A 12,504-nucleotide genomic window follows, 5' to 3' on the forward strand; every position below is an offset into this window, starting at 1 on the left:
GGGGAGTGAGGGGCCCGTCCGGCGGGCCCTGGAGGGGCTGCGCGCCTACCGGATGATCACGGCGATGTGGATCCGCTCCACGATGGCGTACCGCACGTCCTTCGTTCTGACGGCCCTGTCCAACTTCGTCGCGACCGGACTCGACTTCGTCGCGATCCTGCTGATGTTCTCGCAGGTCGACGCGCTCGGCGGCTACGGCTTCGGGGAGGTCGCCTTCCTGTACGGCGTCGCCGCCACCGCCTTCGGGACCGCCGACCTGGCCGTGGGCTCCATGGACCGGCTCGGCCGCCGGGTGCGCGACGGCACCCTGGACACCCTCCTTGTGCGGCCCGCGCCGGTGCTCGCGCAGGTCGCCGCGGACCGGTTCGCGCTGCGCAGGCTGGGCCGGATCACGCAGGGCGGCCTGGTCCTGGGGTACGGCTTCGCGGCCGTGGACATCGACTGGACGCCGCTGAAGGCGCTGCTCGTGCCGGTGATGCTGGTCAGCGGCGCGGCCATCTTCGTGGCCGTCTTCGTCGGCGGGGCGGCCTTCCAGTTCGTGGCGCAGGACGCCTCCGAGGTGCAGAACGCCTTCACCTACGGCGGGAACACGCTGCTCCAGTACCCGCCGTCGGTGTTCGGCAAGGACCTGGTGCGGGGCGTCACGTTCGTCGTGCCGATCGCGTTCGTGAACTGGCTGCCGGGCCTGTACGTCCTCGGCCGCCCCTATCCGCTCGGCCTGCCGTCGTGGGTGGCCTTCGCTTCGCCGCTGGTGGCCGTCGCCGCCTGCGCGCTCGCGGGCCTGGCCTGGCGCGCGGGCCTCCGTTCGTACCGCAGCACAGGGAGCTGAACCGTGACCGACAGCGACGACAGGGACGACAGGGACTTCATCGCGCTCGACGGGGTCGAGAAGGTCTTCGACGTACGCAAGAAGACGGGCTTCCTGCGCCGGGAGAGGCGGCGGGTGCGGGCCGTGGACGGGCTGTCCTTCCGGGTGGGGCGCGGCGAGATGGTCGGCTACATCGGGCCGAACGGCGCGGGCAAGTCCACCACGATCAAGATGCTGACGGGCATCCTCACGCCCAGCGGCGGCCGCCTCAGGGTCGCGGGCATCGACCCGGCCCGCGAGCGCACCCGCCTTGCCCGCCGCATCGGCGTCGTCTTCGGCCAGCGCACCACGCTGTGGTGGGACCTGCCGCTGATCGACTCGTACCGTCTGATGCACCGCATGTACCGGGTGCCCGACGCGCGCTTCGCCGCGAACCTCGACCGGTGCGTGGAACTCCTGGACCTCGGCGCCCTGTTGGACGTGCCGGTGCGGCAGCTGTCCCTCGGGCAGCGGATGCGCGGCGACATCGCGGCGGCGCTGCTGCACGACCCGGAGGTGCTGTACCTGGACGAGCCGACGATCGGCCTGGACGTGGTCAGCAAGGCCAAGGTGCGCGGCTTCCTGCGCGACCTGAACGCCGAGACCGGCACGACGGTGCTGCTCACCACCCACGACCTCACGGACATCGAGCAGTTGTGCAAGCGGGTGATGGTCATCGACCACGGACGCCTGATGTACGACGGCCCGCTGACCGGCCTGCACGAGGCGGGCCGCGCCGAGCGCACCCTCGTCGTCGACCTGGAGCGCGAACTGCCGCCGCTGGACGTGGAGTCGGCGCGGGTGATCAGGACGGACGGGCCCCGGCAGTGGCTGGCGTTCCCCGCGGAGCGGTCCGCGGCGCCGCTGGTCGCCGCGATCGCCGAGCGCTACCCGCTGGTCGACCTGTCGGTGCGGGAGCCGGACATCGAGGCCGTGATCGCGCGGATGTACGAGGACCGGGCGGTCTCCTGGGAGCCGGGGCGCGGGGGTGCCGCGTAGGCTGCTGGTATGACGGACGCCGAGTCTTCCCAGCCGCCCACCCCGGCCTCCCCGCCCGCCGCCCCGCTCCCGGCCGTCCCCGGCTCGCCGGGCTCCGAACTGCGGGCCTCCGACGCCGACCGCGAGCGCGTCGCGGAGGTCCTGCGCGAGGCGATGGCCGAAGGCCGCCTCGACATGGACGAGTTCAACGAGCGGCTCGACGCCGCGTACCGGGCGCGTACGTACGGCGAGCTGGAGCCGCTCACCCAGGACCTGCCCGCCGCCGGGGCGGCCGCGCCCAAGGTGTCCATGGTGAAGCGGGCCGGGGCGACGACTCCACCGAGATCGACTGGTCGGAGCGGGTCGTCGGCGGCGAGCCCTCGTCCACCGGCGCGTTCGCGCTCTGGAGCGGGTTCACCCGGCGCGGGCCGTGGAAGATCGGGCGGGTGTTCACCTCGTTCGCGATGTGGGGCGGCGGTGAGATCGACCTGCGCGAGGCGCGGTTCGCGGGCCGGGACGTCACCATCCGCTGCTTCGCGGTCATGGGCGGCATCGGCGTCGTCGTCCCGCCCGAACTGCACGTCAACGTCAGGGGCTTCGGCTTCATGGGCGGCTTCGGCGACGAGGCCACGGGCGAGGGCACCCCCGGCTCGCCGCGCGTCACGGTCACCGGCTTCGCGCTGATGGGCGGCGTCAGCGTGGAGCGCAAGCTGCGCAAGGCCGAGCGGCAGCGCATCAAGGAGGAGCGCCGCCGCGCGAGGCTGGAGGAGCGGGAGGCGCGCCGCCTGGAGCACGCGCGCCGCCACGAGCTGCACCACAGGCGTGCCGCCGAGCACCACCAGCGGGTGCGCGGCGAGGGCGGCTCCGGGGGTGCGCGTCCGGATCGGGGCTGACCGGGGCTGACCGGGGGCTGACCGGGGCCGGGCGGCCCGCGGCGGGGCGTGAGCCAGGTGTGCCGGGACCTGAGCGCCCGTACGGAACCTGAGTACTCGTACGGGACCTGAGCACCCGTACCGGGACCTGAGCACCCGTACCCGGGCGAGCCGCGCGGGAGGGCGGTGTCAGCCCGTGAACAGCCGCGACACCGTGTAGATCACGAGCCCGGCCAGGGCGCCCACCACCGTGCCGTTGATGCGGATGAACTGGAGGTCGCGGCCGATGTGGGCCTCGATCTTGCGTGAGGTGTGCTCGGCGTCCCAGCCCGCGACGGTGTCCGTGATGAGGGAGGTGATCTCGCGCCGGTACGTCGTCACGACGTACACCGCCGCGCCCTCCACCCAGCCGTCGACCTTCTCCTGGAGGCGGGTGTCCGTGGCCATGCGGGAGCCCAGCGACAGCAGGGCGGCGCGTACGCGCAGGCGCAGCTCGCTGCGCTCGTCCTCGGCGGCGGCGACGATCATCTGGCGGACCGCCGACCAGGCGGAGGCGATCAGGTCCTGGACCTCGTCGCGGGCGAGCACCTCCCGCTTCAGGTGCTCCACGCGCGCCCGGGTGTCCGTGTCGGACTGGAGGTCGGCGGCGAAGTCGGTGAGGAAGCGGTCCAGGGCGCCGCGCGCGGGGTGCCCGGGCATGTCCCGCATCTCGGTGACGAACCGCAGCAGCTCGCGGTAGACGCGCTCGCCGACCTTCTTGTCCACGAACCGGGGCGTCCAGCCGGGGCGCCGCCCTGCACCGCGTCCATCACCTGGTCCGCGTGGGCGACCAGCCAGTCGTGGGCGCGTACGCACACCAGGTCCACGAACCGCTTGTGGCCGCCGTCGGCGACGACCTTCTCCAGCATCTTGCCCATGCCGGGCGCGATCTCCTGCGCGTCCGCGCGCCGCGTGATCGCCTCGCCGACGACGGCCTGCACATCGGAGTCCCGCAGCACGGTGAGCGCGCCGCGCAGGGCCGTGGCCAGCTCCGCCGTCACCCGGTCGGCGTGCTGCGGCTCGGCCAGCCAGGCGCCGAGGCGGCTGCCGATGCCGACGGCCCGCAGGCGCTGGCGCACCACGTCCTGGGAGAGGAAGTTCTCCCCGACGAACTCGCCCAGCGAGACGCCCAGCTGGTCCTTCTTCTTCGGGATGATCGCCGTGTGCGGGATGGGGATGCCGAGGGGGTGGCGGAACAGGGCGGTCACCGCGAACCAGTCCGCGAGCGCACCCACCATGCCCGCCTCGGCCGCCGCCGCCACGTACCCGGCCCAGGGGCCCGCGCCCTCGTGCCCGGCCCACTTCGCCAGGACGTACACCACCGCCACGAAGAGCAGCAGGCCCGTCGCGGTGAGCTTCATCCGGCGTACGCCGCGGCGCTTCTCCTCGTCGGCGGCGCTGTAGGTGAAGGCCGCGGGCGCGCGCGCCGCGTCGCTCGCCGCTCCCTCCGGTTCCCCGGTGCTCGTGCGTTCCATGCGCTGGCGCCCCGTCTCGCGTCGTTCCTCGTCGTGTGTGCGTACGCACGCCTGGTGCGCGCACGGTGTCGTCGTACGCATTGTCGCTTCCGGACCGGCTCCGGGCCGTGCCAGGTGGCTCGTGCGACGTGGCCGTGTGGCGTCCCTCTCCGAGCCGTGTGGCGTCCCTCTCTGACCGACTCCTGGAACGCCCGGCGAGTTCCCGGCGTCCGAGTGGGCAGAGGGGGGCAGTGTCGGCCCGCTCGCGGCCCATGACGCATCATGGGGTCTTCACACCGGAGCCTCGGGCTCCCCCTGTCCCGAGGAGAAAACGCCCGCATGACCAAGCGTCACGGTTATGCACTGCTGGCCGCCGTTCTCGCGGTCGTCGTGGTGGTCTCGGCCGCCATATACCTGGGCGCCAGCGGCGCCGACGACGCGAAGGACCAGCTCGGCACCGGCCCCCGCGCGCCCCGCAACTCCGCGGCCCCCGCGTCGGCGGGCACCTGGGTCGCCACCTGGTCGGCGTCCCCGGCGGGCGCGGAGCCCGGCACGGCGGCGCGGGGCATGGCGGGCCGCTCCGTGCGCAACGTCGTCCACACCAGCGTCGGCGGCGACAGCGCCCGCGTCACCCTGTCGAACCTGTACGGCAGGACGCCGCTCAGCATCACCCGCGCCTCCGTGGCGGTGGCCGCCGCGCCCAACTCGCCCACGGCCGCCGCGGGCACCCTGCGCCGCCTGACCTTCGGCGGCGACACGGGCGTCGTCATCCCGCCCGGCGCGCAGATCGTCTCCGACCCGGCGCGGCTGCGCGTCCCCGGCGACGCCGACCTCCTCGTCACCACGTTCTCGCCCACCCCGTCCGGTCCGGTGACGTACCACCCGCACGCGCGCCAGCTGTCGTACGTGGCCCGGGGCGACCGGACGGAGGACCCGAGCGGCGCCACGTACCACGAGCAGAGCCCGTACTGGCGCTATGTCACCGCCGTCGACGTGCTGAGCAGCGAGGCGGACGGCACGGTCGTGGTGTTCGGCGACTCCATCACGGACGGCATCACCTCCAGCATGGGCGCCAACCGCCGCTGGCCCGACGTGCTCGCCGACCGGCTGCGCGGCGCGCCCGGCGGCGCGCCCCGCTACAGCGTCGTCAACCAGGGCATCAGCGGCAACCGCGTCCTGTCCGACGGGAGGCCGGGCACGCCCGCGGGCAACCCGAGCGGCCTGTCCCGCTTCGACCGGGACGTCCTCGGCCGCTCCGGCGTCAAGGCCGTAGTGATCGCCCTCGGCATCAACGACATCCTGCGCAACCGGGAGACCGACGCCGACCGCGTCGTGGCGGGCCTGCGCGAGCTGACCCGCCAGGCCCACGCCCGGGGGCTGCGGGTCATCGGCGCGACGCTCATGCCGTTCGGCGGGCACCGCGGCTACGGGCCCGCCCAGGAGGCGGTGCGCCAGGAGGTCAACGCCCGCATCCGCTCCGGTGGGGTCTTCGACGAGGTCACCGACTTCGACAAGGCCCTGCGCGACCCGTACGACCCGCGCAGGCTCCTCGCCCGCTACGACTCCGGTGACCACCTGCACCCCAGTGACGCGGGCTTCCGCCGCATGGCGGAGACCTTCGACCTGACGGCCCTGAAGGGGGCGGGCTCGGCGGAGCTCTAGCCCACGCGCCGCCAGTCCGCTACCGCGTGGGCTCGGCGGGGCTCTCTAATCCGCGCGGCGCCGGTCCGCTACCGCCCAGGAGGCGAGCCCTACGCCCGCGGCGACGCCGAGCACGGCGGGCCAGGCGCCCACCTTCTTGGCGAGCGGATGAGACCCGGCGAAGGCGGCGACGTACGCGGTGCTGAGCGCGGCGGCGGCCCTGCCACCCGCCCGCTGCCGCCACTCCCGGGCGGCCGCGGCGCCGGCCGCCGCGAGCACGACCCCACCGAGCGGCCGCCTCTTGGTGAAGCGGGCGACGGAGTACCCCCGACCAGCCCTCCCACAGCCACCACGCCCCCTGGAACCCGCACGCCCGCCATCCCCGCCTCGCCTCCACACCACTCACAACCGGCCGATCCCCACGAGACCAACCCTTGCCCCGAGCGTAACGCCCGGCCATTGCTTGGCGTGGGAGAGCTCCGTGTTCGTGCTCTTCCTGCTGTTCTGCTATTCCTGTGCCGTTTCCGTGGGCTCGATGTGGTACTGGCTGGAGTCTTCGTCAGGCCAGATCGTGTGGATGGCATGCGCGGCACACAGGTCGCGCAGGTCCTTTCGCGGTTGGGTGGGGACGAGAATGGCGAGGCGCGGGCGTGGCGTGATGTATCGCTGGTAGTCGAAGAGTTGCCCTATCGCCATGCGGATCGATTCGCGTGTGGCCTGACCCTTGGCCTCAATTAGGAGGTTTCTGGTGCGGTCGAAGAGGTCCGTGTAGAGGCTGCTGCGCTCTCCACGCGGCGTGATGCACTGACGCAAGACCTCGTGCCCCTGCGCTGCTAGATGGGCGCGGTAGGAGGAGAGCAGTTTGCTCTCGCGGCGATGGGTGACCGTGGGCTCGCCACTGGGCGTCTGGAGTGACCGCGTGGTGAGGAATTCCTCGGGAGGAACGTCCTTGACGGTCGTCTCCTCGGCCGGCGTACGGGTGGGCGGCACCTGCGCTGTCTGCGACGTGGCCGCGGGTGAACAAGGCTTGAGCTTAAAGATAATGACGGACCGCAGCACGCCATCGCGGTCATGAGACTCGGCTCTGTACCACGACTGTTCGTCCGGAAGTTCGAACTGGCCGAGGTAGCTGACCACCCCTTTGCGGACCATCTCGAACATGTGCAGATCCCGCCCGTCTGCGACGTGCTGGAGGATGGCCTTGTTGCCCCGGAGCATCTCCTGGTCGCCCACCTGCCCCTCACCGGTGTAGTGGAACAGGCCGTCGTCGCCCCAGCCGTCGCGGTAGCCGTACAGGGCGCCCTGTTTGGCATCGGTAAAGCACATGACGACGGGGTTGCTCCGTGATGCGCTGATCCCGCTTTGGCGATTGCCGCCGAACTGCTGGTGCAGCTCCCGTCGCCGGATTTCCGTCCCAATGGCGAGGCTTATCATGCTGGTTGGCTAGCTCCGATGATCGAGCGGATGTAGTTCCCGTGTGATTCCGCGACGGTGCAATGCAGCGAGGACGCGTGGCTGACCTCAGTCGGTCCCGTGGCAGCCCTCGTAAGGTCGGTTTGATCCGCACCAGCACGGCTCCCCGGGCTGTGGCGGCCACTCCTCCGCGCGCCCCCGGGCTGCCAGGGTCGTCGCGTACTGGGGGAGGAGCGTGGGGTCGGAGGGGGTGTGCCCTCCGATGCCGCGAACGCCTCGTAGGAAGGGACCGTCCCCGTCACGATGCCCAAGTTGGGGGTGCCGGAGGCGGAGAGTTCGCGGAGGGAGGACTCTATGGTCGACAGGTGGGACTCGTGGGAGGGGTACTCCGACGCCAACTCCGGGTACGCCGTGAGGAGTTCCGACAGTTCCTCTGAAGGCCAGTGGAGGACCGCCACCGGGAAGGGGCGGGAGAGGGCCTCGCGGTAGGTGCCCAGCTCCGCCTGGAGGCGGGTGATCTCGGCGCGGATCTCGGCCGGGTTCTCGGAGCCGAGGGCCCAGACCCGCTTCGGGTCGTGGAGTTCGTCCAGGGGGACCGGCGTGCGGCCCGTCGCCGCCGCGCGCGCCCGGTGGACGCGGTCCGCGCGCTCGTCCCAGTTGTCGTGCGCGGCGCCGAGCAGGCGGCGCACCCGGTGGCGGCCGAACAGGAGCGGGTGGGTGGGGAAGGGGGGCTCGGTCTCGGCGTCCGGGAGCAGCAGGCGCAGGGCCTCCGTGAACGTGTCGTGCGCCTGGTCCAGCTCGTCGTGGGACTCCAGGGCCTCCGCCACGATCACCCAGGGCGCCGCGTCCCGCGGGCGCGTGCCGCGTACGCCCTCGATGATGGCCCGCGCCTCCGCCTCGTGGCCGTACTCCCACAGGTTCGCCGCCTTCAGCGCGCGGATCAGGGTGGGGTTCTCCGGCGGGTGCGGGGCGGAGGGGGACAGGAGGGTGTCGTAGAGGGCGGTCGCCCGTTCGCGGGCCTCGGCCAGCTCCAGGTGGGCCGCGGCCTGGAGCAGCAGGTGCTCCGCGTCCTCCGGGTAGAGGCCCGCGGTGCGCTCCAGGCGCTCCGCTTCGGCGATGTGGTCGACAGGGGCGACGGCGTGGTCGGCAGGCTTGTCGGGGCGCATGGGTGACACCGTACTGCCGTACTGCCGTTCCCGGGGTGGGGAGTACGGGGGACGACGGCGGGTCCCGGGCGGGCGCGAGGGCGGTGTGACGGGGCGCCGCCCGGCGGCGCGGCCCCTGGCGTCGGCCCCGCCGCAGACGGCGCGCACCGCAGACGGCGCGCACCGCAGACGGCGCGCACCGCAGACGGCGCGCACCACGGACGGCGTGCACCACGCGCGGCGCCCACCGCCCGCCGCGCGCGAAGCCCCCCGCCCACCCCCTCGGTAGCCTTGCTGCCCGTGATCACTCGCCGCCGCCCGCAGCTCCTCTGGCTGCTCGTCCCGTTCGTCCTCTACCTGGGCGCGCTGCCCTTCGCCAACCGGGTCGAGCCGCTCGTGTTCGGGCTGCCGTTCCTGTTCGTGTGGCTGCTCGGGGCCACGCTCGCCACGCCTGTCGCCGTCTGGCTCACGTACCGGGGCGATCAGAAGAGGCGGCGGTCGTGAACACCGCCGTCGCGACCTCCGTCTTCGGGGTCTCCATGGTGGCCACCGTCGCGCTCGGGCTGCTCGCCGTCCGCGGGCGGGGGCAGCAGGGCGGGCTCGCCGAGTGGTCGGTGGGCGGGCGGTCGCTCGGGCCGGTGTTCATCTGGGTGCTGATGGCGGGCGAGGGGTACACCAGCTTCAGCTATCTGGGGGCCGCGGGGTGGGGGTACAACTTCGGCGCCCCGGTGCTGTACGTCGTCGCGTACATGTCGTGCGGGTACGCCGTGGGGTACGTGGTCGGGCCGATGCTCTGGGACTACGCGCGGCGGCACGGGCTCGTCGGCGTCAGCGACATGGTCGCGCACCGCTACGGCAAGCCCTGGCTCGGCGCCGGGATCGCCGTGCTCGCGACCGTGTTCCTGCTGCCCTACATCCAGCTGCAGATCACGGGGATGGGGGTGGTCGTCTCCACCATCTCGTACGGCGCCATCAGTCTGAACTGGGCCTATTTCATTGGGTTCGCCGTGACGACCGGGTTCGTGGTCGTGAGCGGGCTGCGCGGCAGCGCCTGGGTGTCGGTCCTGAAGGACGTGCTGGTCATCGGGACGCTCGCGTTCCTCGCCGGGTACGTGCCGCTGCACTACTTCGACGGGTACGGGGACTTCGTCGACCGGATCGTCCGCGAGAAGGGGGCGTGGCTGACGCTGCCGGGCAGCGGCGGCAGCCCGTACGGCGAGGCGTGGTTCGCCACCACGTCCTTCCTGAACGCCCTCACCGTCGTGATCTTCCCGACCACCGTCGCCGGGTACCTGGGCGCGCGCAGCGCCGACGCGCTGCGGCGCAACGCCATCTGGCTGCCCGCGTACAACGTCCTGCTGTTCGTGCCGATGCTGCTCGGCATGGCGGCGCTGTTCGTGGTGCCGGGGCTGAGCGGCGCCGGGTCGAACCTGGCGCTGTTCAAGCTGGTGGTGGACTCGCTGCCCGCGTGGGCGGTGGGGGTCATCGGGGTGGCCGCCGCGCTGTCGTCGATCGTGCCGATGGCCGTGTTCATGCTGGTCATCGGGACGATGTGGGGCAGGAGCGTCTTCTCGCTCTCGTCCCGGTGGCGGTCGTCCGCGCGGCAGAAGGCCGCCTCGCAGGCGGTCGTGGTGGCCGCGGGGACGCTGGCGCTCGTCCTGACGTACGCGGCGCCCCACACCCTCGTACGCCTCTCGCTGATCTCGTACGAGGGGATGGCGCAGCTCGTGCCGATGCTGCTGCTGGGGCTCGTGTGGCGGCGGCTGACCCTGGTGGGCGCGGGGTGAGCGGGCTCGTCGTGGGGGTGGCGCTCGTGTGCGGCCTGGTGTTCAGCGAGCACGACCCGGTCGCGGGGGTCAACGCCGGGATCGTCGCGCTCGCCGTGAACCTGCTGGTCGCGCTCGTCGTGTCGTACGCCGGACCGGCCGACCGGGACGGCCGGGCGGACGCCGAGGTGCTGGCCCGGGACCCGGTCGACGCGCCCCCTAGCGAAGGCGGGGAGCCCGCTCCCGTGCCAGTACGACGGTGAGCGCGGCCAGGACGCCGAGGCCGGAGGAGACCAGGAGCGCCGTGTCCGCGCCGTCGGCGAGGGCGGCGGGCGAGGAGCCCGAGGCCGTGGACACCGCGATCATCAGGGCGACGCCCGCCGCCGAGCCGATGTAGCGGGCGGTGTTGCCCGCGCCCGAGCCCATCGCGGCCCGCTCCGGCGGCACCGACTCGACGGCGAGCAGTGGCAGGGCGGCGTTCAGCAGGCCGCTGCCCGCGCCGGAGACCAGCAGGCCCGGCAGCAGCCGCGCCCAGGAGTGCCCGGCGGCGGCGCCCAGCAGGGTGACGGAGGCGACGGCGTGCAGGGCGAAGCCCACGGCCAGCTGGTGCCGCGCGGTGACCCGGCCCGCGAGGCGCCTGGCCTGGAGGGCGACCAGGAACGACGTACCGGACCAGAGCGCGAACAGCCACGCCGTGTCCATCGCGGACAGGCCGATCGCGGTCTGCTGGAGCAGCGTCGGCAGGAAGCTGAACAGGGCGATGACGGACAGGCCGGTGAACAGGCCGCCCGCGGTGGAGGCGAGGAACAGCGGGCGGCGCAGCAGGCCGAGGTCCAGCATGGGCGTGGCGGCCCGCCGCTCCACGTGGGCGAACGCGGCCAGGAGCGCCGCGGCCGCGAGCAGCAGCGCGCCCACCGGCGCCCGCAGCCAGCCGTCGCGGCCGAGGGTGAGCGCGGCGAGCAGGGCGACGAGCGCCAGGCCGAAGGTCAGGGCGCCCGCCAGGTCGGGGCGCCCGGGGCGCGGGGCGCGCGACTCGGTCAGGGCGCGCGGGCCGAACGCGCCGACGGCGAGCGTGACCAGGGCCAGGGCGGCGTACGGCAGGCGCCAGTTCGCGAGGTCCGCGAGGGCGCCGGAGACCAGCGGCGACAGGGCGATGCCGCCGCTGACGCAGGCGCCCCACACGCCGGTCGCCCGGATCCGCCCGGGGCCCGCCGGGTAGGCCTGCGCGATCAGGCCGAGGCTGGCGGCGAGGACGGCGGCGCTCGCCGCGCCCTGGGCGACGCGGGCGAGCGTGAACATCCAGGTCGACGTGGCGAGCGCGCCGAGCGCCGTGGTGACGCCGAGCGCGTACGTGCCGTACAGGAAGATCCGTCGGCGCCCGTAGTCGTCGGCGAGGCTGCCCGCGACCAGGAGCAGGGCGGCGAGGCCGAGCGGGGTGCCGTTCAGGAGCCAGGCCTGGGCGGACAGGGAGGTGCCGAGCGCGGCGGCGGTGTCGGAGAGCGTGACCATGGGGGCCGTGTACGTCATCAGGGCCATGAGGGTCGCGGCGCTGGTCAGGGCGAGGGTGGCGCCGGGGCGGGAGGTCGTCGCGGGGGCGGTGGACGCGGGGGTCGGGGTGGCCGCCGGGGCCGGGGTGGGGGTGGCGCGTGGCATGGGTGTCCCTTCGGCGCGTGGCATGGGTGTCCCTTCGGGACGGGCGGAGTGCGGATGCCCGGGCTGATGGTTCAGTGATTGAACCTATGGCGTGCGCACGACCGTAGCACTCTGAGTTCAATGAATGAACCATGGGTCGGGAAAGTGGCTACAGTGGTGCCCATGGCTCTCGGCAAGGACTACGCGGCGCAGCAGTGCTCCATCGCCCGCGCCCTCGAAGTCGTCGGCGAGCGCTGGACCCTGCTCGTGGTGCGCGACGCGCTCTACGGCGTCCGGCGCTACAACGACTTCCTCGTCCACCTCGGCATCCCGCGCGCGGTCCTCGCCGCCCGCCTCCAGACGCTGACCGACGCGGGCGTCCTGGAGAAGCGGCCCTGCGCGGACGCGCCCCGGCGGCACGAGTACGTGATCACCGAGCGCGGGCGCGCCCTGTGGCCCGCCCTGCGCGCCCTCGGCGCCTGGGGGCGCGACACCTTCGCCGACGCGGCGCCGCTGCGGTACTTCCGGCACGTGGAGTGCGGTACGGAGCTGGGCGCGGCGGGGGAGTGTCCGGCGTGCGGGCGGCTGGTGCCGGTCGAGGAGGTCGAGATGCTGCCGGGCCCCGGGCTCGACCCGGAGCCGAGCGATCCGGTCAGCCGGGCGCTGCTGCGGCCGCGGCGGCTCCTTGAGCCGCTCGACGTGAGCGCGGCCTAGGCC

Annotated in this window: 7 protein-coding genes and 5 pseudogenes; 7 read left to right on the forward strand and 5 right to left on the reverse strand. The window is 73.4% G+C overall.

The genetic code is table 11. From position 1 onward, the window contains the following. Positions 1-52: 52 nt before the first annotated feature. The 3 genes and pseudogenes from ACOBQU_RS24095 (at position 53) to ACOBQU_RS24105 (ending at position 2,718) form a co-directional block, all read left to right on the forward strand. Complete coding sequence (locus tag ACOBQU_RS24095) at positions 53-829, forward strand: ABC transporter permease (protein WP_423634680.1); 777 nt, start codon at positions 53-55, stop codon at positions 827-829. Between the two features lie 3 nt (positions 830-832). Further along, positions 833-1,846, forward strand: coding sequence for an ABC transporter ATP-binding protein (locus ACOBQU_RS24100; RefSeq protein WP_423629439.1), 1,014 nt, complete (start codon positions 833-835; stop codon positions 1,844-1,846). A 99-nt stretch (positions 1,847-1,945) separates the two neighbouring features. Then, positions 1,946-2,718 (forward strand): annotated as a pseudogene (locus ACOBQU_RS24105) (DUF1707 SHOCT-like domain-containing protein). A gap of 168 nt (positions 2,719-2,886) precedes the next feature. Here the strand turns inward: ACOBQU_RS24105 and ACOBQU_RS24110 are convergent. Further along, positions 2,887-4,292, reverse strand: a pseudogene (locus tag ACOBQU_RS24110) (DUF445 domain-containing protein). Positions 4,293-4,529: 237 nt separating this feature from the next. On the opposite strand from ACOBQU_RS24110, the gene ACOBQU_RS24115 reads away from it, so the two are divergent. After that, positions 4,530-5,852, forward strand: coding sequence for an SGNH/GDSL hydrolase family protein (locus ACOBQU_RS24115; RefSeq protein WP_423629441.1), 1,323 nt, complete (start codon positions 4,530-4,532; stop codon positions 5,850-5,852). 45 nt (positions 5,853-5,897) lie between these two features. Here ACOBQU_RS24115 and ACOBQU_RS24120 read toward each other — a convergent pair. From ACOBQU_RS24120 to ACOBQU_RS24130, 3 genes and pseudogenes are all read right to left on the reverse strand, one after another. Continuing rightward, positions 5,898-6,211, reverse strand: a pseudogene (locus ACOBQU_RS24120) (hypothetical protein). A gap of 127 nt (positions 6,212-6,338) precedes the next feature. Further along, a complete protein-coding gene (locus ACOBQU_RS24125; RefSeq protein ID WP_423629443.1) occupies positions 6,339-7,265 on the reverse strand; it encodes a restriction endonuclease in 927 nt (308 codons plus the stop codon). An 87-nt stretch (positions 7,266-7,352) separates the two neighbouring features. Then, a pseudogene (locus ACOBQU_RS24130) lies at positions 7,353-8,410 on the reverse strand (SEC-C domain-containing protein). Between the two features lie 312 nt (positions 8,411-8,722). Between ACOBQU_RS24130 and ACOBQU_RS24135 the strand changes: the two are divergent. Both ACOBQU_RS24135 and ACOBQU_RS24140 read left to right on the forward strand, forming a co-directional pair. Further along, on the forward strand, positions 8,723-8,893 hold the full coding sequence (locus ACOBQU_RS24135; protein ID WP_423634682.1) for a DUF3311 domain-containing protein: 171 nt from the start codon (positions 8,723-8,725) through the stop codon (positions 8,891-8,893). Then, positions 8,890-10,418: pseudogene (locus ACOBQU_RS24140) on the forward strand (sodium:solute symporter family protein). Before ACOBQU_RS24135 ends, ACOBQU_RS24140 begins: the two are co-directional and overlap by 4 nt. Here ACOBQU_RS24140 and ACOBQU_RS24145 read toward each other — a convergent pair. Beyond that, positions 10,375-11,808, reverse strand: a complete 1,434-nt coding sequence (locus ACOBQU_RS24145; protein ID WP_423629445.1) for an MFS transporter — start codon at positions 11,806-11,808, stop codon at positions 10,375-10,377. The pseudogene ACOBQU_RS24140 and the gene ACOBQU_RS24145 sit on opposite strands and share 44 nt — an antisense overlap. A 162-nt stretch (positions 11,809-11,970) precedes the next feature. Between ACOBQU_RS24145 and ACOBQU_RS24150 the strand changes: the two genes are divergently transcribed. Continuing rightward, positions 11,971-12,501 (forward strand): winged helix-turn-helix transcriptional regulator, encoded by a 531-nt coding sequence (locus tag ACOBQU_RS24150; protein WP_423629447.1) that lies wholly within the window; start codon positions 11,971-11,973, stop codon positions 12,499-12,501. Positions 12,502-12,504 lie beyond the last annotated feature (3 nt).

This window comes from Streptomyces sp. G45, assembly GCF_049542095.1.
GTDB lineage: Bacteria > Actinomycetota > Actinomycetes > Streptomycetales > Streptomycetaceae > Streptomyces.

Excerpts from the sequence above, each read along its gene's own strand:
- ACOBQU_RS24095 (WP_423634680.1), top strand. The coding sequence starts at position 53 with ATGATCACGGCGATGTGGATCCGCTCCACGATGGCGTACCGCACGTCC.
- ACOBQU_RS24115 (WP_423629441.1), top strand. The coding sequence starts at position 4,530 with ATGACCAAGCGTCACGGTTATGCACTGCTGGCCGCCGTTCTCGCGGTC.
- ACOBQU_RS24125 (WP_423629443.1), bottom strand. The coding sequence starts at position 7,265 with ATGATAAGCCTCGCCATTGGGACGGAAATCCGGCGACGGGAGCTGCAC.
- ACOBQU_RS24145 (WP_423629445.1), bottom strand. The coding sequence starts at position 11,808 with ATGCCACGCGCCACCCCCACCCCGGCCCCGGCGGCCACCCCGACCCCC.
- ACOBQU_RS24150 (WP_423629447.1), top strand. The coding sequence starts at position 11,971 with ATGGCTCTCGGCAAGGACTACGCGGCGCAGCAGTGCTCCATCGCCCGC.